The sequence below is a fragment of the Streptomyces griseorubiginosus genome, from assembly GCF_017614965.1.
Classification (GTDB): domain Bacteria; phylum Actinomycetota; class Actinomycetes; order Streptomycetales; family Streptomycetaceae; genus Streptomyces; species Streptomyces griseorubiginosus_B.
In genome coordinates this window covers 1-22,757 of sequence record NZ_WVUG01000080.1, presented here as the reverse complement: position 1 = coordinate 22,757, position 22,757 = coordinate 1, and the positions used below count along the sequence as shown (strand labels likewise).

General features: G+C 68.8%; 17 protein-coding genes. 10 read left to right on the top strand and 7 right to left on the bottom strand.

Annotation, left to right across the window (positions count from 1 at the left end):
• Window positions 1–6: 6 nt before the first annotated feature.
• Both GRC12_RS17435 and GRC12_RS17430 read right to left on the bottom strand, forming a co-directional pair.
• The gene (locus tag GRC12_RS17435) at window positions 7–828 is read right to left on the bottom strand and encodes a hypothetical protein (RefSeq protein ID WP_208780215.1); all 822 of its coding nucleotides are present in this window, start codon (window positions 826–828) and stop codon (window positions 7–9) included.
• A 30-nt stretch (window positions 829–858) separates the two neighbouring features.
• A complete protein-coding gene (locus GRC12_RS17430) occupies window positions 859–1,149 on the bottom strand; it encodes a hypothetical protein (RefSeq protein WP_133044439.1) in 291 nt (96 codons plus the stop codon).
• A gap of 404 nt (window positions 1,150–1,553) precedes the next feature.
• Here GRC12_RS17430 and GRC12_RS17425 point away from each other — a divergent pair, with 404 nt between their 5' ends.
• The 7 genes from GRC12_RS17425 (at window position 1,554) to GRC12_RS17395 (ending at window position 12,322) form a co-directional block, all read left to right on the top strand.
• Window positions 1,554–3,884: an ABC transporter family substrate-binding protein gene (locus GRC12_RS17425; RefSeq protein WP_208780214.1), complete on the top strand. Its 2,331-nt coding sequence runs from the start codon at window positions 1,554–1,556 to the stop codon at window positions 3,882–3,884.
• A gap of 130 nt (window positions 3,885–4,014) precedes the next feature.
• Window positions 4,015–5,922, top strand: coding sequence for a translational GTPase TypA (typA, locus tag GRC12_RS17420; protein WP_208780213.1), 1,908 nt, complete (start codon window positions 4,015–4,017; stop codon window positions 5,920–5,922).
• A 568-nt stretch (window positions 5,923–6,490) separates the two neighbouring features.
• A complete protein-coding gene (locus GRC12_RS17415; protein ID WP_208780212.1) occupies window positions 6,491–8,113 on the top strand; it encodes a peptide ABC transporter substrate-binding protein in 1,623 nt (540 codons plus the stop codon).
• 140 nt (window positions 8,114–8,253) lie between these two features.
• The gene (locus GRC12_RS17410; RefSeq protein WP_208780211.1) at window positions 8,254–9,180 is read left to right on the top strand and encodes an ABC transporter permease; all 927 of its coding nucleotides are present in this window, start codon (window positions 8,254–8,256) and stop codon (window positions 9,178–9,180) included.
• A complete protein-coding gene (locus GRC12_RS17405) occupies window positions 9,173–10,111 on the top strand; it encodes an ABC transporter permease (protein WP_208780210.1) in 939 nt (312 codons plus the stop codon). Before GRC12_RS17410 ends, GRC12_RS17405 begins: the two co-directional genes overlap by 8 nt.
• Window positions 10,112–10,122: 11 nt before the next feature.
• Window positions 10,123–11,184 (top strand): ABC transporter ATP-binding protein, encoded by a 1,062-nt coding sequence (locus tag GRC12_RS17400; RefSeq protein ID WP_439959891.1) that lies wholly within the window; start codon window positions 10,123–10,125, stop codon window positions 11,182–11,184.
• Entirely contained in the window at window positions 11,177–12,322 is a 1,146-nt protein-coding gene (locus GRC12_RS17395; protein WP_244373040.1) for an ABC transporter ATP-binding protein, read from the top strand. Before GRC12_RS17400 ends, GRC12_RS17395 begins: the two co-directional genes overlap by 8 nt.
• Window positions 12,323–12,489: 167 nt before the next feature.
• Here GRC12_RS17395 and GRC12_RS17390 read toward each other — a convergent pair whose 3' ends face one another.
• From GRC12_RS17390 to GRC12_RS17370, 5 genes are read right to left on the bottom strand one after another with little or no spacing between them, the layout of a single operon-like run.
• Window positions 12,490–13,503 carry an oligopeptide/dipeptide ABC transporter ATP-binding protein gene (locus GRC12_RS17390; protein WP_208780209.1) on the bottom strand — a complete coding sequence of 338 codons (1,014 nt, stop codon included), beginning with the start codon at window positions 13,501–13,503 and terminating at the stop codon, window positions 12,490–12,492.
• Window positions 13,500–14,504 carry an ABC transporter ATP-binding protein gene (locus GRC12_RS17385; protein ID WP_208780208.1) on the bottom strand — a complete coding sequence of 335 codons (1,005 nt, stop codon included), beginning with the start codon at window positions 14,502–14,504 and terminating at the stop codon, window positions 13,500–13,502. The genes GRC12_RS17390 and GRC12_RS17385 overlap by 4 nt, the downstream gene beginning before the upstream one ends.
• Window positions 14,501–15,409: an ABC transporter permease gene (locus GRC12_RS17380; protein WP_208780207.1), complete on the bottom strand. Its 909-nt coding sequence runs from the start codon at window positions 15,407–15,409 to the stop codon at window positions 14,501–14,503. Before GRC12_RS17380 ends, GRC12_RS17385 begins: the two co-directional genes overlap by 4 nt.
• Window positions 15,406–16,488 (bottom strand): ABC transporter permease, encoded by a 1,083-nt coding sequence (locus GRC12_RS17375; RefSeq protein WP_208780206.1) that lies wholly within the window; start codon window positions 16,486–16,488, stop codon window positions 15,406–15,408. The genes GRC12_RS17380 and GRC12_RS17375 overlap by 4 nt, the downstream gene beginning before the upstream one ends.
• 3 nt (window positions 16,489–16,491) lie before the next feature.
• Complete coding sequence (locus GRC12_RS17370; protein ID WP_208780205.1) at window positions 16,492–18,360, bottom strand: ABC transporter substrate-binding protein; 1,869 nt, start codon at window positions 18,358–18,360, stop codon at window positions 16,492–16,494.
• Window positions 18,361–18,740: 380 nt separating this feature from the next.
• Here GRC12_RS17370 and GRC12_RS17365 point away from each other — a divergent pair, with 380 nt between their 5' ends.
• From GRC12_RS17365 to GRC12_RS17355, 3 genes are read left to right on the top strand one after another with little or no spacing between them, the layout of a single operon-like run.
• A complete protein-coding gene (locus tag GRC12_RS17365; protein WP_208780204.1) occupies window positions 18,741–20,384 on the top strand; it encodes a peptide ABC transporter substrate-binding protein in 1,644 nt (547 codons plus the stop codon).
• A 6-nt stretch (window positions 20,385–20,390) separates the two neighbouring features.
• A complete protein-coding gene (locus tag GRC12_RS17360) occupies window positions 20,391–21,314 on the top strand; it encodes an ABC transporter permease (RefSeq protein WP_208780203.1) in 924 nt (307 codons plus the stop codon).
• Window positions 21,307–22,287 carry an ABC transporter permease gene (locus tag GRC12_RS17355; RefSeq protein ID WP_208780202.1) on the top strand — a complete coding sequence of 327 codons (981 nt, stop codon included), beginning with the start codon at window positions 21,307–21,309 and terminating at the stop codon, window positions 22,285–22,287. The genes GRC12_RS17360 and GRC12_RS17355 overlap by 8 nt, the downstream gene beginning before the upstream one ends.
• Window positions 22,288–22,757 lie beyond the last annotated feature (470 nt).

The following is a 22,757-nucleotide window of genomic DNA, read 5'->3' as shown; positions in this document are numbered from 1 at the left end:
TCTCAGTCAGAAGAAGCGCGGATCGTCGAAGGCACCGGATGCGAGCAGATAGACGTAGAAGTCGGCGAGCGCCACGCTCACCAACGACGCCCAGGCCAGGAGCATGTGCCGGGCGTTGAGCCGCCCGACGAACTGCCATGCCTTGTAGCGCACGGGGTGTTTGGAGAAGTGCTTGAGCTTCCCGCCGACGATGTGCCGGCAGGAGTGGCAGGAGATCGTGTACGCCCAGATCAGCGTGATGTTGACCAGGAAGACGACGGTGCCGAGGCCCATGTGGCCCCAGTTCTCCTCTGTGTCGCGGAAGGACAGCACGGTGTCGTAGGTCAGCACGCCCGCGACCAGGATCGCCGCGTAGAAGAAGTACCGGTGGATGTTCTGCAGGATCAGCGGGAAGCGGGTCTCACCGGTGTACTTCTTGTGCGGCTCGGCCACCGCGCAGGCCGGGGGAGAGGCCCAGAAGCCCCGGTAGTAGGCCTTGCGGTAGTAGTAGCAGGTCAGGCGGAAGCCCAGCGGGAAGATCAGGATGATGATCGCCGGGGAGATCGCCCACCAGCTGCCGAAGAGATCGGCGTTCGGGCCCGAGGGCATGTTCTTGCAGTTCTCCGCCAGACACGGCGAGTAGAACGGCGAGACGTACGGCGCCGAGTAGTAGTCCGCGTTCGCGAAGGCCCGCCACGTCGAGTACACGATGAAGGCCAGCAGGCCGGCCGCGGTGGCGGCCGGGGCCAGCCACCAGCGGTCGGTCCGCAGATGCGGGGCGTCGATCGCGGCGCGCGTACCCGTTCTCACGCCGCCGCTGTTCAGATGGGGTTCCGTACCAGTGGCCAACTCATGACTCCGGTCGGTGTGGGAAGGCGCTCAGTGGTGTTTGCGGTGGTGCGCGCCGAGACCCTCGTCGTCGGAGTCCGTCCACAGAGAGTCGTCGTACGGCTGGTCGGGGATGGTGACGAGTTCCGGTTTGCCGGGCGCGGCCTTCACCGCCGCCGCGGCGCGCAGGAGCTGCACGCTCTCCCGCAGGTGCTCGGCGTCGGCGCGGACTCGGCGCATGTCCAGGGTGTTGCCGCCCAGCTCCTGCTCCAGGCGGTTCACCGACCGGGACAGGTCGTCGAGGCAGCGCTGGACCGACGTCAGGTCGTCTTGCACGGACATGACGTGACCTCACTTCCATGAGCCGTCGGGCCTCAGGTGGCAACGTTCATGCGCCTGCGAGTGTTGCGCGTCACACCTGCCGCTGGGAAGGGATGTGCAGCGATTGGCGGATTGCAGGCCTCCAGTGCACGCCTGTATGCGCTCTTTGAGCGCCGGAGCGCACGCGGCGCCCGGCCCGCTTCTCAGTCTGGCTCCGGGCGGATCCCCCGGCAACCGAGGCCGAAGGACGGCGTGAGGTAGGCCGCACGGGTGGGCTTCGGCGCCCTCGTCGCCGTGTCGTCCCGGCCTGGCGAACCGTTTCCCTTTCAGTGGGGCCGTACATCTGATCAACTCCAAATACCGCCAAACGTGATCAGACCCGCCCGCACCGGCGGCGAGAGCGGCTTCCCCCGGAGGTAGCAGAGATGTCCTACGACGGCGCCGGACTGCAGCGCCCTGAAGGGGCGCGGGAGAGCATCGACCAGCGGCCGCGCCGCGGGGCGCGACCGGCCACGACGGCGTCGCAGACGAACGACGGCCCATCGCGCCGCTCCCGTCGGCGGAGCGTCACGCGTTCGGTCGCCTTCCTGACCGCGGGCGTGCTCACGGTGCCCGTGCTCGCGGGGTGCGGTTCGGACGACCCCGCCGGCAAGCCGCTCGCCGGGCAGGACATCGCCTCGTCCGGCCGGCAGCTGATCGCCGACGGCGGCACGCTGCGCTGGGCCGTGGACGACGTGCCGGACACCTTGAACACCTTCCAGTCGGACGCCGACGCGACCACCACCCGCATCGCCCAGGCCGTGCTGCCCGCCATGTTCCGGCTGGACGCCCAGGGCCGGCCGGTGCGCGACGCCGACTACCTGGAGTCCGCGCGGGTCGTCAAGACCGAGCCCAAGCAGGTCGTGGTCTACCGGCTCAACCAGCAGGCCGTCTGGAGCGACGGCCGGGAGATCGGCGCCGCCGACTTCGCCGCCCAGTGGCGCGCCTTGTCCGGCAAGGACAGCGCCTACTGGACCGCTCGCAACGCCGGCTACGACCGCATCGAGAAGGTCGAGCGCGGCGCCAACGACCTCGAGGTCAAGGTCACCTTCGCCCGGCCCTACGCCGACTGGCGCTCCCTGTTCTCCCCGCTGTACCCCAAGGAGGTCATGGGCACCCCGGACGCCTTCAACGACGGCGCCCGCCGCAAGCTCAAGGTCACCGCCGGGCCCTTCACGCCGCGCCAGGTCGACCCGAAGGACGACAAGGTCACCCTGGTCCGCAACGCCCGCTGGTGGGGCCGGCCCGCCAAGCTGTCCGAGATCGACCTCACCGTCGTACCGCGCGACAAGCGCGCCGCCGCGCTGGCCGACGGGAAGATCGACCTGGCCGAGATCGACCCCGCCGACGCCCAGCGCATCGACCTGGCCGCCCGCTCCAAGGGCACCGGCACCCCGCTGATGGGCCCCGGCGGCGGACGTCTGGCCGCGAAGTCCCTGCGCTCCTGGGCCCTGAAGCACGACACCGACGACGAGTCGGCCGGCAAAGAGCTGCGCACCCTGAAGAAGCAGGTCAGGAAGATCATCGGGTACGAGTTGCAGCAGCAGGCCCTGCGCGGCTTCGAGGTCCGCAAGTCCCTGGAACCGGCCTACACCCAGCTCGCCCTCAACGGCTCCGCCGGCCCCCTCACCGACGAGCGGGTACGCCGTGCCGTGGCCCGCGCCATCGACCGCGCCGCCCTCGCCAAGGCGGTACTCGGACCGCTCGGGCTGCCCGCCGTGCCGGTCGGCAGCCATCTCGCCCTCGCCGGGCAGGCCGCCTACGCCGACAACAGCGGCGCGCTGGGTGGCCAGGACACCGCCGAGGCCCAGGCGCTGCTCGCCGACGCCGGGTGGGTCCGGGGCGGACCGGTCAAGGAGCAGAAGGAAGAGAAGGGAGAGAAGGGAGACGCGGAGAAGAAGAGCTCCGAGGCGGCCGGCTCCGAGAGCAAGAAGTCACGGGACGAGTCCGACGGCGACGACGGGACGTACATCGTCGGCGAGGACGACAAGGCCCACGCCAGGGACGACCGCAGGAACCAGGGCGAGGACGGCGCGAAGCACCTCGCCGACGGCAAGCAGTACGGCGACGCCCAGCTCAGGCAGGGCGGCGCGCCGGGGGCGTACGCACCGAAGGGCACGGCGGCCCCGGCCGGGGCCTCGGCCGGGGTGCTGGCCAAGGACGGCAAGGCGCTGGACCTGCGCCTGGTGATCCCCTCGGGCGCCGGGTCGGAGAGCCTGCGCACGGTGGCGGACCGGATCGGCGGGATGCTGGCCCGGGTCGGGATCCGTACGCGCATCGTGAAGGTGCCCGACGACAGCTACTTCAAGGACCACATCGCGTCCGGGGACTACGACCTCGCGCTCTACTCGTGGCCCGCCTCCGCCTTCCCGGCGACCGACGCACGGCCGATCTACGCCAAGCCGGTGCCCGCCGCCGACGGATCGCTGAACGTGGAGCAGAACTACACCCGCGTCGGCACCGACCAGGTCGATCAGCTGTTCGACCAGGCGGCCTCGACCCTGGACGAAGGCGAGAACCACGCGCTGATCCGCAAGGCCGACTCACGGATCTGGGCGGCCGCCGGATCGATTCCGCTGTACCAGCGGCCGCAGCTGGTCGCCGCACGGAAGGACCTGGTCAACGCGGGCGCGTTCGGCTTCCGGGCGCCGGTCTACGAGGACATGGGATTCCTGCGGAAGGGCGCGAAGGCCTCGCCGAGTCCGAGCGGGAACTGAGGCCGGCGAGCCCCTGCCCGGGACGGCACGTACCATGGGGTGAGGCCGTGGCATGTTGCGCCCGGCAGGGGCCGCGTCACACAGACGTACGCGACGGCCCGTTCCTCACACTCCGGGAGTACGCCTCACTATGGCCACGCGCCACGACATCCGCAACGTCGCCATCGTCGCCCACGTCGACCACGGCAAGACGACCATCGTCGACGGCATGCTGAAGCAGGCCGGCGCCTTCGCCGCGCACCAGCTCGAGGGCGTCGACGACCGCATGATGGACTCGAACGACCTGGAGCGTGAGAAGGGCATCACGATCCTCGCCAAGAACACGGCGGTGAAGTACCACCCCAAGGACGGCGGGGAGCCCATCACCATCAACATCATCGACACCCCCGGCCACGCCGACTTCGGCGGCGAGGTCGAGCGCGGTCTGTCCATGGTTGATGGTGTCGTGCTGCTGGTCGACGCCTCCGAGGGTCCGCTGCCGCAGACCCGGTTCGTGCTGCGCAAGGCCCTCCAGCAGCGCCTGCCGGTCATCCTGTGCATCAACAAGACGGACCGCCCGGACTCCCGCATCGACGAGGTCGTCAACGAGACCTACGACCTCTTCCTCGACCTGGACGCGGACGAGGAGCAGATCGAGTTCCCGATCGTCTACGCCTGCGGCCGCGACGGCATCGCCTCGCTGACCAAGCCGGAGAACGGCACCGTGCCGGCCGACTCCACCAGCCTGGAGCCGTTCTTCTCCACGATCCTGGACCACATCCCGGCCCCCACCTACGACGAGGACGCGCCGCTCCAGGCCCACGTCACCAACCTGGACGCGGACAACTTCCTCGGCCGTATCGCGCTGCTCCGCGTCGAGCAGGGCGAGCTCAGGAAGGGCCAGACCGTCGCCTGGATCAAGCGGGACGGCTCGGTCGCCAACGTCCGCATCTCCGAGCTGATGATGACCGAGGCGCTCACTCGCAAGCCCGCCGAGAAGGCGGGTCCGGGTGACATCTGTGCCGTCGCCGGCATCCCGGACATCATGATCGGCGAGACGCTGGCCGATCCGGAGAACCCGGTTCCGCTGCCGCTGATCACGGTCGACGAACCCGCGATCTCCATGGTCATCGGCACCAACACCTCCCCGATGGTCGGCCGGGGCGGCTCCGGCAAGGGCGCGGACGCGAAGGCGGCCGTCAAGGACCGCAAGGTGACCGCCCGTCAGGTCAAGGACCGTCTCGACCGCGAGCTCATCGGCAACGTCTCGCTGCGGGTGCTCGACACCGACCGTCCCGACGCCTGGGAGGTCCAGGGCCGTGGCGAGCTCGCGCTCGCCATCCTGGTCGAGACCATGCGCCGGGAGGGCTACGAGCTCACCGTCGGCAAGCCCCAGGTCGTCACCAAGGACGTCGACGGCAAGGTCTACGAGCCGGTCGAGCGCATGACGATCGACGTGCCCGAGGAGCACATGGGCGCGGTCACCCAGCTCATGGGCGTCCGCAAGGGCCGGATGGACAACATGTCCAACCACGGCTCCGGCTGGGTCCGCATGGAGTTCGTGGTGCCCTCCCGCGGTCTCATCGGCTTCCGTACGGAGTTCCTGACCCAGACCCGCGGCACCGGCATCGGCCACTCCATCCACGAGGGCCACGAGCCCTGGTTCGGCACCCTGCAGACCCGCAACAACGGCTCCCTGGTCGCCGACCGCGCCGGCGTGGTCACCGCGTTCGCGATGACGAACCTCCAGGAGCGCGGCGTACTGTTCGTCGAGCCCGGCACCGAGGTGTACGAGGGCATGATCGTCGGCGAGAACTCGCGCTCCGACGACATGGACGTCAACATCACCAAGGAGAAGAAGCTCACCAACATGCGCTCGTCCACGGCCGACGTGGCCGAGTCGATCGTCCCGCCGCGCAAGCTCTCCCTGGAGCAGTCCCTGGAGTTCTGCCGGGACGACGAGTGCGTGGAGGTCACCCCGGAGGCGGTCCGCATCCGCAAGGTGAACCTGGACGCCCGTGAGCGCGCCCGCGCCGCGAGCCGCGCCAAGCACGGCTGACACCGCGTCAGTACGAACATCCCGGGCACCGCGTCTGACGCGGTGCCCGGTCCCGGTTCCGGGGAAGGTAGGGAAAACCCTTCATCTTGGTTCGAGGGCCCCACATGCCGGGTCATTGGCACTACCCTGCGCTGATGTCGGTCCTGCCTGTACTCCGGCTGTGCGACGAACGGCCGTGGTCTGACGACCCGTTGGAGTCCTGTTGGCGCAGGCACGCAAACCGACTCTTCCGCAACTGATTTATTACAGCCATGTGTCCGGAATGCGGACGGCCGTGACCGGTAGATGTGTAACAAGTCCGTTTCGCAGGGATCTTTCAGCAAACCCTTTGTCCGGATTTTGGAAGATGTTCGTGCAAGGTGTGATCGAACCGAGACCTTGGGGGAGTGGTTCGGCCCCGGTGCATGGCAGATAGTTAGGCGCGTAGAGCTCGGATCAACGGGTCACGCGCTGCAGCGGCGCCGACTCATCGAGCGCGGGGGCACCTGACCATTTCAGGCACCGGTAACGGTGATGTGTCATGTGCTCCCCCATGCGGTGAACCAATGGACTCATGAGGAGGAGCCCCATGCGTGGTGCCAAGAGCGCCAAGTGGGTTGCGATAGCCGCCGTAGTGGCGCTGGGTGCGACGGCCTGTGGCGGCGGCGGGGACAACGGCAGCTCGGGCAGTGGCAAGGGCAACGGCGTGGTCTCGGTGGAGATCGGTGAGCCGCAGAACAGCCTGGTCCCGACCAACACGTACGAGACCGAGGGCGGCCAGGTCATCAACGCCCTCTTCACGGGTCTGACCAAGCTTGACGCCGACAACAAGGTCGTCAACGCCATGGCTCAGTCGATCGAGTCCAAGGACAACAAGGTCTGGACGATCAAGCTGAAGCCGGGCTACACCTTCCACAACGGTGAGAAGGTCACCGCCCAGTCCTTCATCGACGCCTGGAACTACGGCGCGAACCAGACCAACGCCCAGCAGACCAACCCGCTGTTCAGCCACATCCAGGGCTACGCGGACCTGAACCCGGGCGAGGGCAAGAAGCCGAAGACCGACAAGCTCTCCGGTCTGAAGGCCATCGACGACAACACCCTCCAGGTCACCCTCGACGGCGCGTTCTCCGCGTTCCCGTCGCAGCTGTCCTTCACGGCGTTCGTCCCGCTGCCCAAGGCGTTCTTCAAGGACCCGAAGGGCTTCGGCGAGGCCCCGATCGGCAACGGTCCCTTCAAGATGAAGGGCACGTTCAAGCACAACCAAGAGATCGACACCACGAAGTACGACAAGTACCCGGACGCCTCGAAGATCGAGGTCAAGGGCGTCAACTTCAAGATCTACTCGAACCTGGACACGGCCTACAAGGACCTCGTCGCCGGCAACCTCGACACGCTGCTGACGATCCCCAACTCGGGCCTGCCGACGTACCACAAGGACCTGCCGGGCCGTTACATCGACGAGGCCGACTCGGCCGTCGGCTACATCGGCTTCCCGATCAAGTACAACAAGGCCTTCCAGAACGCCGACCTGCGCAAGTCGATCTCCATGGCGATCGACCGCAAGACGATCACGTCGAAGATCTTCCTGGGCGCCCGTACGCCCGCGGACGACTACATCAGCCCGATCATCGACGGCTACCGCAAGGGCGCCTGCGGCGACGCCTGCGTCTACAACCCGACCAAGGCCAAGGAGCTCTACAAGCAGAGCGGCGGTCTGCCGGGCAACAAGCTGGAGATCGGCTACAACGCGGACGGCGGCCACAAGGAGTGGGTCGAGGCCGTGGCCAACCAGATCCAGCAGGCCCTCGGCATCAAGGTGACGGCCAAGCCGTTCGAGCAGTTCCAGACCATCCTGAACGACCTGGACGCCAAGAAGTACCAGGGCGCGTTCCGTATGGGCTGGAGCATGGACTACCCGGACATGGAGGACTACCTCCGTCCGATCTTCTCCAAGGACGCCATCACCAACGGCTCGAACTACTCGGGTTACGTCAACGAGCAGTTCGAGAAGCTCCTCGTCCAGGGCGACCAGGCCCCGACCCACGAGGAAGCGATCAAGATCTACCAGCAGGCCGACGACGTGCTGCTGAAGGACCTGCCGTACATCCCGGTGTACTTCTACACGATGAACGCCGGCTTCAGCGACAAGATCAAGTCGATGAAGGTCGCCGGTCACCAGATCCTGTGGGACCAGGTCAAGCTCAGCTGACCAGGTTCTGAGCAGTCCTGAACGGTACGGGGTGAGCAGGGGGAGGAATACCCTTCCCCTGCTCACCTCTGCGCCGTCTCCCGTCCGACCGTGCTCTCCCCTCGGCCACGGTCGGGTCGAGCACCCCCTCTGGAGTACCCATGGGCCGATACGTCGTGCGCCGCCTGCTGCAGGTGATCCCTGTGGTCATAGGCGTCACGTTCATCATCTTCTGCCTGGTCTTCGCTCTGCCCGGCGACCCGATCCAGGCACTGGCCGGCGACAAGCGCGCCGACCCCAACGTCGCGGCGATCCTCCGCGCGCACTACCACCTCAACGAGCCGCTCTATCAGCAGTACTGGCACTACATCAGCGGCGTCTTCACCGGTGACCTCGGCGAGACGTACAACGGTCGTGCCATCTCCGACATCGTTTCGGAGCGGTTCCCGGTCACCCTCAAGCTGGGTCTGACCGCGTTCGCGATCGAGGCCGTGATCGGCATCGTCGCGGGTGTCTTCTCCGCCCTGAAGAAGGGCAAGTTCCTCGACAACGTCGTGCTGATCTCGACGCTGGTGCTGATCTCGATCCCGGTGTTCGTGCTCGGCAGCGTGCTCCAGCTGGAGGCCGGCGTGAACCTCAAGATCACGCCGGTGGCCGGTATCGAGAAGGGCTGGCCGCAGAGTTACATCCTGCCCGCCATCGTCCTCGCCTCGACCTCCATGGCGTACATCTCCCGGCTCACCCGGGCGAGCATGAGCGAGTCGATCCGCGCCGACTACGTCCGTACGGCGATCGCCAAGGGCCTGCCCATGCGGCGGGTCATCGGTCTGCACGCGCTGCGCAACTCGCTGATCCCGGTCGTCACGTTCCTGGGCTTCGACCTCGGCGCCCTGATGGGCGGCGCGATCATCACCGAGCGCGTGTTCAACATGCCCGGTATCGGTGGCCAGTTGGCGCAGTCGGTCTATCTGCGCGAACGGCCCGTCGTGGTCGGTCTGGTGACCCTGCTGGTGCTGATCTACCTGGTCGCCAACCTCCTCGTAGACCTGATGTACGCCGTGCTCGACCCGAGGATTCGCTATGAGTGAGAAGACGATAGAGAGGCCCACCACCGACGAGGCCGCCATCGCCAAGGAGATCGAGGCCGAGGAGAAGGCGGCGGCCCGGCAGGCCAGCCTGCTCAAGGACGGCTGGACGGACCTGCGCAAGCGGCCCATGTTCCTGGTGACGGCGTTCATCATCGTGTGCCTGCTCGCCCTGGCGATCGCGCCGAGTCTGTTCACGGCCCGCTCCCCGTACTCCGACGGGTTCTGCCAGCTGCAGAACTCCATGAACCCGCCCACGTCCGGGCACCTGTTCGGCTTCGACGTGCAGGGCTGCGACATCTACACCCGCACCGTGTACGGCACCCGCAACTCGATCGTCGTCGGTGTGGTGACGACCGTGGTCACCACCCTGATCGGCGGTCTGCTGGGCATGCTCGCCGGTCTGGTCGGCGGCTGGATCGACGCGGTCCTGTCCCGGATCACCGAGGTGTTCTCCGCGCTGCCGCTGATCGTCGGCGGTCTGCTGATCATGTCGATCTGGGGCGGCGGCGACGTCTGGTCGGTCTCGTTCATCATGGCGATCCTCGGCTGGCCGCAGGTCTACCGGATCATGCGCGGCGAGGTCATCTCCAACAAGTACAACGACTACGTGACGGCCGCCCGGGCGCTGGGCGCGGACTCGTGGCGGATCGCCTTCCGGCACATCCTGCCCAACACCCTCGCGCCCGTCATCGTCATCACGACGATGAACCTCGGCGTCTACATCTCCGCCGAGGCCGCCCTGTCCTACCTGGGCATCGGCATCCAGTCCCCGAACATCTCCTGGGGTCTGATGATCAGTGACGCCCAGGACCGGTTCCTGACCTCGCCGCACGCGCTGCTGTTCCCGGCCGGCGCGCTGAGCCTCACCGTGCTGGCGTTCATCGTGCTCGGCGACGTGGTCCGCGACGCCTTCGACCCCAAGATGCGCTGAGGGAGGCGTACGTGACCATCATCGACCCGACCGACGCCGCTCCGGCGTCCCTGTCCGGCGACGGCAAGGGCAAGGGCCCGCTGCTCGACGTGCGCGATCTGCACGTCGAGTTCCAGACCCGCGACGGCGTGGTCAAGGCCGTCAACGGTGTCAACTACTCGGTGAACTCCGGGGAGACGCTGGCCGTGCTCGGCGAGTCCGGCTCCGGCAAGTCCGTGACCGCGCAGGCGATCATGGGCATCCTCGACATGCCGCCGGCCCGCATCCCCCAGGGGGAGATCCGGTTCTACGGCGAGGACATGCTCACCATGTCCGCCGAGGAACGGCGCAAGCTGCGCGGTGCCCGCATCGCGATGATCTTCCAGGACGCGCTCTCCGCGCTCAACCCCGTGCTCAGCGTGGGGTTCCAGCTCGGCGAGATGTTCCGCGTCCACCAGGGGATGTCCCGCAAGGAGGCCAAGGCCAAGGCCATCGAGCTGATGGACCGGGTGAAGATCCCGGCCGCCGCGGCCCGGGTGAACGACTACCCGCACCAGTTCTCCGGCGGTATGCGCCAGCGCATCATGATCGCGATGGCGCTCGCCCTGGAGCCGGACCTGATCATCGCCGACGAGCCCACCACGGCCCTCGACGTGACCGTGCAGGCCCAGGTGATGGACCTGCTCGCGGAGCTCCAGCGCGAGTACCAGATGGGCCTGATCCTCATCACCCACGACCTCGGTGTCGTCGCGGACGTCGCCGACAAGATCGCGGTGATGTACGCGGGCCGGATCGTGGAGACGGCGCCGGTGCACGAGCTGTACAAGCGGCCCGCGCACCCCTACACCCGCGGTCTGCTCGACTCGATCCCGCGCCTGGACCAGAAGGGCCAGGAGCTGTACGCGATCAAGGGTCTGCCGCCCAACCTGCTGAAGGTGCCCAGCGGCTGCGCCTTCAACCCGCGCTGTGAGAAGGCGCAGGACATCTGCCGCACCGACCGTCCGCCGCTGGTCCCGGTGACCGAGGCGGACGGCAGCGAACTGCCCGGCCGCGCCAGCGCGTGCCACTTCTGGAAGGAGACGATCCATGGCTGAGACGACCCCGGCCGCCGAGCCGCAGGACGCCACGCCGAACGTCTCCGACGTGGAGGTCGCCGACGTCAACTCCGAGACGGAGGCGGTGGCCGCGCTCGACGCGCCGGTGGAGCGGGGCGAACCGATCCTTCAGGTGCGTAACCTGGTCAAGCACTTCCCGCTGACCCAGGGCATCGTCATCAAGCGTCAGATCGGCGCGGTGAAGGCCGTCGACGGCATCTCCTTCGACCTGTACCAGGGCGAGACCCTGGGCATCGTGGGCGAGTCGGGCTGCGGCAAGTCGACGGTCGCCAAGCTGCTGATGAACCTGGAGCGGGCGACCTCCGGCGAGGTCTTCTACAAGGGCCAGGACATCACCAGGCTGTCCGGGCGGGCGCTGAAGGCGGTTCGCCGGAACATCCAGATGATCTTCCAGGACCCGTACACCTCGCTCAACCCGCGGATGACCGTGGGTGACATCATCGGGGAGCCGTACGACATCCACCCCGAGGTGGCACCGAAGGGTGACCGGCGGCGCCGGGTGCAGGAGCTGCTGGACGTCGTCGGGCTCAACCCGGAGTACATCAACCGCTATCCGCACCAGTTCTCGGGCGGTCAGCGCCAGCGCATCGGCATCGCGCGCGGTCTGGCACTGAACCCCGAGGTGATCATCTGCGACGAGCCGGTGTCGGCGCTGGACGTCTCCGTCCAGGCGCAGGTCATCAACCTGATGGAGCGGCTGCAGGACGAGTTCAACCTGTCGTACATCTTCATCGCGCACGACCTGTCCATCGTCCGGCACATCTCCGACCGGGTGGGCGTGATGTACCTGGGCAAGATGGCCGAGATCGGCTCCGACGAGCAGATCTACGAGCACCCGACGCACCCCTACACCCAGGCGTTGCTGTCGGCTGTTCCGGTGCCGGACCCGGAGGCGCGGGAGCAGCGCGAGCGGATCATCCTCACCGGTGACGTGCCGTCTCCGGCCAACCCGCCCTCGGGCTGCCGCTTCCGCACCCGCTGCTGGAAGGCCCAGGACAAGTGCGCGGAGGAGGTGCCCCTGCTGGCGATCCCGGAACGCTTCAAGGGCGCCGACACCCCGGCCGCCCACGAGTCGGCGTGCCACTTCGCGGAGGAGAAGGACGTCGTCCACGCGTAAGCCGGCGGCGGCTGAGCCCTTGTTCCCGGTACCCCGAGTTCGACTGGTGCCGGGAACTGGCGTTCAGGGTGGGGGTCGTCCGTCGACCCCGGCGCCGGCGTGGCTGGTCGCGCAGTTCCCCTCGCCCCTTGGGGTGTTCGTGACGCCGCCCATGACGGGGTGCGGGGCTATGTAGTCACCTGTGCCCGCGCCCAGTGGCAGGCGACCTGCGGGGCGGGGGACGCGGTCAGGATCTCCGGGTCCTCCGTGCGGCAGCGGCTTGCGACGCCCGTGGTGTCCGCCTCGCCCGAGGACAGGATCTGGCAGCGGGTGTGGAAGCGGCAGCCCGTGGGGATGCGGGACGGGTCCGGGGGTTCGCCGGTCAGGACCAGCGGGGCGCCCGGCGCCTCCGGGAGGACCGACAACAGGGCCTGGGTGTAGGGGTGTCGGGGGGAGGTGAGGACCTGTTCCACGTCGCCCGTCTCCACGATCCGGCCCAGGTACATCACCGCCACGCGGTCCGCGATGTTCCAGGCCAGGCCCAGGTCGTGGGTGACCACCAGGGCGGACAGGCCCAGGTCCGTGCGCAGCCGCAGCAGCAGCGCCAGGATCTCGCCGCGCACGGACGCGTCCAGTGACGCCACGGGCTCGTCGGCGACGATGAGTTCCGGTTCCAGGACCAACGCGCTCGCGATGACCACCCGTTGGCGCTGACCCCCGGACAGCTCGTGCGGGTAGCGCAGGAAGAAGCGCTCCGCGGGACGCAGCCCAGCCAGGGACAACGCGGAGGCCACGGCGGTGCGTTCGTCGCCGCCGTACCCGTGGATCCGCAGCCCCTCGGCCACCGCGTCGTACACGGTGTGCCGCGGGTTCAGCGATCCGCTCGGGTCCTGCAGCACGAGCTGGACGCGTCGGCGGTACGCCTTCAGGGCCCGGGAGGTGTACTCCAACGGGCGCCCCGAGAACCGGACTTGCCCCTCGGTCGGTCTCACCAGCCCCAGCAGGGTGCGCGCCAGCGTCGTCTTGCCGCAGCCCGACTCGCCGACCAGCGCCACGATCTCCCCGGCCCGGATGTCCAGCTCCACGCCGTCCACGGCCCGCACGGCGGCCTCCCCGCGCCGCCCCGGGAACGTCACCCGCAGGCCCTGGGCACCGAGCAGAGGCGCCGTCGGTTCGTGGTGCTCAGGACTCTCCGTCGTCATGTCGTACTCCTCGCGTCCTCGTCCTCGGTCGCCGCCGTCCGTCCCGGTCCGGGCGCGCCCATGTGCACGCAGGCCGCCTGGCGGCCGGGTCCCGCGTCGCGGAGCGGCTGGTCCTCCGTGGCGCAGCGGTCCAGTGCCTCCGGGCACCGTGGGTGGAAGGTGCAGCCCGAGGGCAGCTCGGACGGGTCGGGCGGGTCGCCCGCCAGGCCGCGGGGGGCGAACCGGGAGGCCGGGTCGCCGATGCGCGGGAAGGCGGCCGACAGGGCCTTGGCGTAGGGGTGCCGGGCGTCCTCGTGGACCTGCCGGGCGGGGCCCTCCTCGACGATCCGGCCCGCGTACATCACCGCCAGCCGGTCGCAGGTGTCGGCGAGGACGGCCAGGTCGTGGCTGATCATGACGAGACCCACGTCCTGTTCCGCCACGAGCTGTTCGATCAGCCGGAGGATCTGCGCCTGGATCATCACGTCCAGTGCGGTGGTGGGCTCGTCGGCGATGATGAGGCGGGGGTCGCAGGCGAGCGCCATGGCGATCATCACGCGTTGGCGCTGACCACCGGAGAGTTCGTGCGGGTAGGCGGAGGCGCGGGAGGCCGGCAGGCCCACGTGCTCCAGCAGTTCGCCGGTCTTATCGCGCGCCTCGGCCGCCGTCGCCCTGCGGTGCAGCAGGATCGGCTCGGCGATCTGGTCGCCAACGCGGTGCACGGGGTTGAGGGAGTGCATCGCGCCCTGGAAGACGATCGAGGCACCCGCCCAGCGCACCGCCCGCACCTGACCCCATTTCATGGTCATGACGTCCTCGCCGTCCAGCAGGACCTCCCCGGACACCCGCGCACCGGCGGGCAGCAGCCGCAGCAGCGCGAGCGCCAGCGTCGACTTGCCGCACCCCGACTCGCCCGCGATGCCCAGCTTGCGGCCCGCCGCGAGGGACAGGTCCACGCCCCGTACGGCGGCCGCCCCGCCGGGATAGGTCACCTCCAGGTTCCGGACCTCCAGCAGCGTCAACGGGCCACCCCCAGCCTGGGGTTGAGAACCGACTCGACCGCGCGCCCGCACAGGGTGAACGCCAGCGCGACCACCGCGATGGCGATGCCCGGCGGCACCAGGTACCACCAGTCGCCGGAGCTGACCGCGCCCGCCTCCCGCGCGTCCTGCAGCAGCCCGCCCCAGGAGATCACCGTCGGGTCGTCGAGGCCGAGGAAGGCCAGGGTCGCCTCGGTGAGGACGGAGGAGGAGATCATCAGGGTCGTCTGGGCGAGCACCAGCGGCATCACGTTGGGCAGCACGTGCCGGCTCATGATGTGCCAGTGGCCGCCGCCGAGCGCCTTCGCGCGTTCGATGTACGGCCGTGACTCGACCGCCAGTGTCTGCGCGCGCACCAGCCGGGCCGTCGTCGGCCAGGAGGTGACGCCGATCGCGAGGATCACCGTGCCGAGGGAGTGGGGCATCACCGTGGCCAGTGCGATGGCCAGCACCAGCGCCGGCATCACCAGGAACCAGTCGGTGATCCGCATCAGCACGGTCGCGTACGCTCCCCGGAAGTGCCCGGCGGTGATCCCGACGACCGTGCCGATCACCACCGACAGCACGGCCGCGAGCAGCCCCACCAGCAGCGAGACCCGCGAGCCCCACACCACCAGTCCGAGCAGGTTCCGCCCGAACCGGTCGGTGCCCAGCGGGAACTCACCGCTCGGCGCCTGCAGGGGACTGCCCGGCGCGTCGGTCACCCCGGTCACCCCGGAACCGACGGTCAGCGGGGCCGTCAGCGCGACCAGCGCGAACAGGGCGAGCGCGGCCAGTCCGACGAGGCCCGCGCGATGGGTGCGGTACTGCCGCCAGAACCGCGCCATGGAACGGCGTCGGCGCTGCCAGGCCAGCGTGCGGGGCCCGGTCGCCGTCTCGGCCGTCATCGGCCCACCCGGGGGTCGAGCAGCGGGTAGACCAGGTCGGCCAGAGTGTTCATGACGATCACCGCCGAGGCGAAGAAGAGGAACAGCCCCTGCACCAGGGGCAGATCGGGCACGCTCAGGGCCTGGTAGAACAGCCCGCCGAGGCCCGGCCAGGAGAAGACGGTCTCGACCAGGATGACGCCGGCGACGGTCCGGCCGAGGTTGACGAAGACCAGGGTGACCGTGGGCAGCAGCGCGTTCGGCACCGCGTGCCGGCGCCGCACCAGATCGTCCCTGAGTCCCTTGGCGCGGGCGGTCGTCAGATAGTCGCTGCCCATCTCGTCGAGCAGCGCCGAGCGGGTGACCAGCAGCGTCTGGCCGTACTCGACCGCGACCAGCGTGACCACCGGCAGGACGAGATGGTGGGCGACGTCGAGGACGTAGGCGAAGCCCTCCTTGCCGCCCGACTCCATGCCGCCGGTCGGGAACAGGCCCGGGATCGGGCCGAGGCCGACCGCGAACACGATGATGATCAGCAGGCCCAGCCAGAAGGACGGGACCGAGTAGAGGGTCAGCGCCAGGCCGGTGTTGAGCTTGTCGCCGAGTCCGCCGTGCCGCCAGGCCGAGCGGGTGCCGAGGAACATGCCGAGCGCGGTGTAGAGCACGAAGGCCGTGCCGGTCAGCAGCAGGGTGTTCGGCAGCGCCTCGGTGATCTTGTCGATGACCGGGGTGCGGAACTGGTACGAGGTGCCCAGGTCGCCGGTGAGCGCCTTGCGGCAGTAGTCGGTGAACTGCTCCCACAGCGGCAGGTCCAGGCCGAACTCCTTGCGGTACGCGGCCAGTTGTCCGGCCGACACCGGGCGGCCGCCGGTCATCGTCTTGACCGGGTCACCCGGGATCAGCCGGAACAGGAAGAAGCCGGTGACCAGCACGGCGAGCAGCGACACGGCGGCGCCGCCCGCCTTGGCCGCACCGTAGCGCAGATACGCGGTCGCGGTGCGCGCCCGTGGGCCGCGGGCCGCCGTACCGGCGGGGACCGGTACGGCCGCCTTGTCGACCGCTGCCGACGCCGAGTCGGGCGCCGTCGGTTGGATGGACATGGCCTACTCGCGGTCGTCGGCGGTGGCGCGCCGGCGCCGCGCGAGGAAGGCCCCGGCCCCGGCGAGGACCACGACACCCGCGACGACCCCGATGATCACGCCGGTCGAGCCGCCGCCGGAGGAGTCGCCGGAGTCGGCCGGGACCGCCGACCACCAGCTCCAGTAGCCGTCCTGGCCGTAGATGTTGCCCGCGGCCCTGGGCATCGTCTCGATCGACTTGATCTGGTCGGTGCGGTAGGCCTCGACGGCGTTCGGGTACGCCATGACGTTCATGTAGCCGAGGTCGTACAGCCGCGACTCCATCTGCTTGACGATGCCGGCCCGTTTGCCGGGGTCGTACTCGGCGAGCTGCCGGGCGTACAGCTCGTCGTAGGTCTTGTCGCAGACGAAGTTGTCGGTGGCGCCGGTGTCCTTCGGGGTGGCGGGCAGGGCGGCGCAGGTGTGGATGGACAGCACGTAGTCCGGGTCGGGGTTGACGGACCAGCCGTCGAAGGCGAGGTCGTACTTGCCGGCGAGCCAGGGGTCGGTGACGTTGTCCAGGCAGTCCAGGCTCATGCCGATGCCGAGCTTCGCCCACCACTCCTTGAGGTACTGTCCGACCGCCTTGTCGTTGGGGTCGGTGGCGTGGCACAGGACGCGGTAGTTCAGCGGCTTGCCGTCCTTGCCGACCCGCTTGCCGTCGGCGTTCTTCCTGTACCCGGCCTGGTCGAGGAGCTGGGCGGCCTTGGCGGGGTCGTAGGCGAGCTCCTGGCCCGGGTCCGGTTTCCAGAAGTACGTCGAGAAGCGGGGCGGGATGTAGCCCTGGCCCTCGACCGCGTGGCCCTGGAACACCTTGTCGATGATCGTCTTGCGGTCGACCGCCATGAACAGGGCGTGCCGCACCCGCTGGTCCAGCAGGGACGGGTCGCCGTCGCCGAACTTCTGGCCGTTCTTGGCCTTCGCGCCGGGGTTGGTCGCCAGGGCGTAGAAGCGGCGGCCGGGGGCGTCGTTGACCCTGATGTCCGACTGGCCCTTGAGGGAGGCCGCCTGAGCCGGCGTCAGGGCGGGCTGGCCGGCGACGAAGGAGACCTCGCCCTTGCGCAGGGCGGCCACGGCGGCGTCCTGGTCCTTGTAGTACTTGAAGACCAGCTCGTCGAACTTCGGCGCCCCGCGCCAGAAGCTCTTGTTGGCCTTCAGCCGGACATAGCTGTCCGCCTTGTAATCGGTGAGGACGAAGGGCCCGTCCCCGACGACGGGGAAGGACTTGTCGTTGTTGAACTTCGAGAAGTCCGTGACCTTCTTCCAGACGTGCTCCGGCACGATCGGCACGTCGAGCGCGGTCATGGTGGCCTGCGGCTTCTTCAGCCGGACGACCAGCTGGGTGGGGCTCGGGGCCGTCACCTCGCGGAAGTTGCCGACGAAGCTGCCGTTCGCGGTGGCGGCCGCCTGGTCGGTCATCATCTTGTTGAACGTCCAGGCCGCGTCCTGGGCCGTCACCTTCTGCCCGTCCGACCACTTCGCGTCCGAGCGGATGGTGTAGGTCCAGGTCAGCTTGTCGGCGGACGGCTTCCAGCTGGTGGCGAGGCCGGGCACCGGGTGCGCGTCACCGGGGTCGTAGTCGGTGAGGTACTCGTACGTCAGCCGCAGGATGCTGGTGCTGAGCAGCCGTACCGCCAGGAAGGGGCTGAGCGAGTCCACGCTCTGGGCGACCGCGACGGTGAGGACCCTGTCCCCGGCCGCCTGCGCCTGCTGGGGAGCCGGGTTGAGCGGGGTCGCGAGGGCCGCCGAGGAGGTCAGAGCGAGGGCGCCGGCGAGGGCGACGAGCCGGGGCGTGCGGGATCGATGGCTTCTCGGATGTGAACGCCTTGCGCCGTGCTGCTCTTGTGGGCTCATGAATCGTGACCTCGCGTCATCGCTCGCACAGGGACGGCTTGTTCGGACTGCAGGACCGGGTTCTGCCTGGTGACGCCAGCTGGGTGATGAGTGTGTCTATCAGCGGGTGTCTGCGCGCGTCAACGGCCCGCGAAACCTCATGTGGCCTGCGAAAACGGGTGAGTTGATGTTCGGGATCGCAAATATTGGTCCAGACCGGTGAAGGTGCCCTGGTGGAGCGCTGACGCCTGTCGGTGACCGTGCCTTCACCCCGCGCCTCACCCGTACGGCGGCACCGTCCTCCGGACGGCCGTCCCGCGAACGGGCGCGCCGAATGTGCGGACCGCGCTGAGTGCCCGGATATTCGCCGGTAACGGACCGGCATTCTGAGGAGGCACTCCATGCGTGGAGCCACGCACGCCCCATGGGCCGCATGCGCGGTGGCGGTCGCCCTCGCGGCGACCGCCTGCGGCAGCGGCAGCAGCGGTGGCGGCGGCAGCGGTGGTGGCGGTGACGGTGGCGGGGTGCTCAGCTCGTCCTGGGGCGACCCGCAGAACCCGCTGGAGCCGGCCAACACCAACGAGGTGCAGGGCGGCAAGGTCCTCGACATGATCTTCCGCGGGCTGAAGCGGTACAACCCGAAGACCGGCGCCGCCGAGGACATGCTCGCTGAGAAGATCGACACCACCGACTCGCAGAACTTCACCATTACCGTCAAGAGCGGCTGGAAGTTCAGCAACGGCGAGGCGGTCACCGCGAAGTCCTTCGTGGACGCCTGGAACTACGGGGCGAGCCTGAAGAACAACCAGAAGAACGCGTACTTCTTCGGGTACATCGACGGCTACGACAAGGTGCACCCGGACACCGGCACCCAGACCGCCACCACACTCTCCGGCCTCAAGGTCACCGGCCCGCAGACCTTCACCGTCAAGCTCAGCCAGAAGTTCTCGACCTTCCCCGACACCCTCGGCTACGCGGCCTACGACCCGCTGCCCCAGGCGTTCTTCACCGACCACGCCGGCTGGATCGCGAAGCCCGTCGGCAACGGCCCGTACACCATCCAGTCGTACGCCAAGGGCTCCAAGATGTCCCTCAGGAAGTGGGACGCCTACCCCGGCACCGACAAGGCGCAGAACGGCGGTGTCGACCTCAAGGTCTACACCGACAACAACACCGCCTACACCGACCTCATGGCCGGCAACCTCGACCTGGTCGACGACGTCCCGGCCGCCCAGCTCAAGAACGTCAAGAGCGACCTCCAGGGCCGGTATCTGAACACCCCCGCCGGCATCATCCAGACCCTCGCCTTCCCCTTCTACGACCCGGCCTGGAACAAGAGCGGCTCGGAGAAGGTCCGCAAGGGCCTGTCCATGGCGATCAACCGCCAGCAGATCACCGACACCATCTTCCAGAAGACCCGCACCCCGGCCACCGACTGGACCTCACCGGTGCTCGGCACGGCGGGCGGCTTCCAGGACGGGCTGTGCGGGGACGGCTGCCAGTACAACCCCAGCCAGGCCAAGAAGCTGATCCAGGAGGGCGGCGGACTGCCCGGCGGCCAGGTCAAGATCACGTACAACGCGGACACGGGCTCGCACAAGGAGTGGGTGGACGCCGTGTGCAACTCCATCAACAACGCGCTCGGCAACGACAAGGCCTGCGTCGGCAACCCGGTCGGCACCTTCGCCGACTTCCGCAACCAGATCGGGCAACACAAGATGACCGGGCCGTTCCGGGCCGGCTGGCAGATGGACTACCCGCTCATCCAGAACTTCCTGCAGCCCCTCTACTACACCAACGCCTCCTCCAACGACGGCAAGTGGTCCAACAAGGACTTCGACAAGTTCGTCAACCAGGCCAACGCCGAGAGCGACACCGGCAAGGCGATCGGTCTGTTCCAGAGCGCCGAGAAGGTCGTACGGGACAACATGGCCGCCATTCCGCTCTGGTACCAGAACGGCAGCGCCGGCTGGTCCGACCGGCTCTCCAACGTCGCCCTCAACCCGTTCAGCGTCCCGGTCTACAACGAGATCAAGGTCGGCTGAGCCGCCGTGGGACGGTACGTGGTCCGGCGTCTGCTCCAGATGATCCCGGTGTTCATCGGGGCCACGCTGCTGATCTTCCTGATGGTGAACGTGATGGGCGACCCCATCGCGGGCCTGTGCGGTGAGCGGCAGTGCGACCCGGCCACGGCCGCCCAGCTGAAGAAGGAGTTCGGGCTCGACAAGCCCGTGTGGCAGCAATACCTGACCTACATGGGGAACGTCTTCACCGGCGACTTCGGTACGGCGTTCAACGGGCAGAAGGTCACCGAGCTGATGGCGACGGCGTTCCCCGTCACCATCCGGCTGACGATCGTCGCGATCCTCTTCGAGATCGTCATCGGCATCACACTGGGCGTCATCACGGGGCTGAAGCGCGGACGCCCTGTCGACACATCGGTCCTCCTCCTGACCCTCGTGGTCATCTCCGTCCCCACCTTCGTCACCGGCCTGCTGCTGCAACTGCTGCTCGGCGTCGAGTGGGGCTGGATCAAACCGTCGGTCTCCACGGACGCCACGTTCGGCGAGCTGATCGTGCCGGGGCTGGTCCTCGCGTCCGTCTCCCTCGCCTACGTCACCCGGCTGACCCGTACCTCCATCGCGGAGAACCGGCGCTCCGACTACGTCCGCACGGCCGTCGCCAAGGGCCTGCCCCGGCAGCGGGTGATCATCCGCCACCTGCTGCGCAACTCCCTGATCCCGGTGGTCACCTTCATCGGCACCGACATCGGCGCGCTGATGGGCGGCGCGATCGTCACCGAGCGGATCTTCAACATCCACGGCGTCGGCTACCAGCTCTACCAGGGCATCCTCCGCCAGAACACCCAGACGGTGGTCGGCTTCGTGACCGTCCTGGTCCTGGTCTTCCTCGTCGCCAACCTGCTGGTCGACCTGCTGTACGCCGTACTCGACCCGAGGATCCGCTATGCCTGAGCAGCCGTACGAACAGGAGGGCGCCATCGCCGGCACCGGAATGGGCGGTGCCATGGACCTGGCCACGGCGGAGGGCGAGACCCTGGAGCGGACGCCGGGCGGCCCCGAGGGCACGGGCCCGCAGCAGAAGCCGCGTTCCCTCTGGTCCGACGCCTGGCGCGACCTGCGCCGCAACCCGGTCTTCATCATCTCGGCCGTCGTGATCCTCTTCCTGGTCTTCATCTCCCTGTGGCCATCGGCGATCACCTGGATGAGCCCCCTCAAGTGCGACCTCGCCAAGGCACAGGAGGGCTCCCAGCCCGGCCATCCCTTCGGCTTCGACGGCCAGGGCTGCGACGTCTACACGCGCACGGTCTACGGCACCCGTACGTCCGTCACGGTCGGCGTCTGCGCCACGCTCGGGGTCGCGCTCCTCGGCTCGGTGCTCGGCGGGCTCGCGGGGTTCTTCGGCGGGGTCTCGGACTCGTTCCTCTCCCGCATCACCGACATCTTCTTCGCGATCCCGGTCGTCCTCGGCGGTCTCGTCCTGCTCTCGGTGGTCACCAGCAACACCGTCTGGCCGGTCGTCGGCTTCATCGTGCTGCTCGGCTGGCCGCAGATCGCGCGCATCGCCCGCGGGTCCGTCATCACCGCCAAGCAGAACGACTACGTCCAGGCCGCCCGCTCCCTGGGCGCCTCCAACTCCCGCATCCTGCTGCGGCACATCGCGCCCAACGCGGTCGCCCCGGTGATCGTCGTGGCGACCATCGCGCTCGGCACGTACATCGCCCTGGAGGCGACCCTGTCCTTCCTCGGGGTCGGCCTCAAACCCCCGAACGTCAGCTGGGGCATCGACATCTCCGCCGCGTCCCCCTACATCCGCAACGCCCCGCACATGCTCCTCTGGCCGGCCGGCGCCCTGGCCGTCACCGTCCTGGCCTTCATCATGCTGGGCGACGCGGTCCGTGACGCCCTCGACCCGAAGCTGAGGTGAGCGCGAATGCCACGGAGGGTACGGCTTGCGGGCGGGCCAGACCGCGGAGTTCCCGGTGCCACGGCTGCCCAGCCTCGAGCGGGCGCGCGTCCGACGCCGAGGGCGGTCCGGGGAAGGCAACCGGATCACGGCGGATCGGGGGCGGTCGCACCGGCGTCCGCCGCGGCCGTCGACACGGGCTGCCGTGCACCTGACGGTTGTCGCGCCTCGGGCCGCGGTGGCGTGGTGCCGTCGTGTCGGCGTTCGCCGTGGCCGGTGACGCGGGTTGCCGTGGACCGGGCGGTTGTCGCGCCCCGGGGCACGGTGGCGTGGGCGCAGTTGCGTCGGCGTTCGCCGTGGCCGACGCCATGGGCTGCCGTGCACCGGGCGGTTGTCGCGCGCTGCCGGCCGGTCCGTTCGTCTGGCTCGGCGACGCGGGCTGCCGCCTCGCATCCGGAGCCGAGCCGATGCGTTGCGGTGCGGGGGGCGGG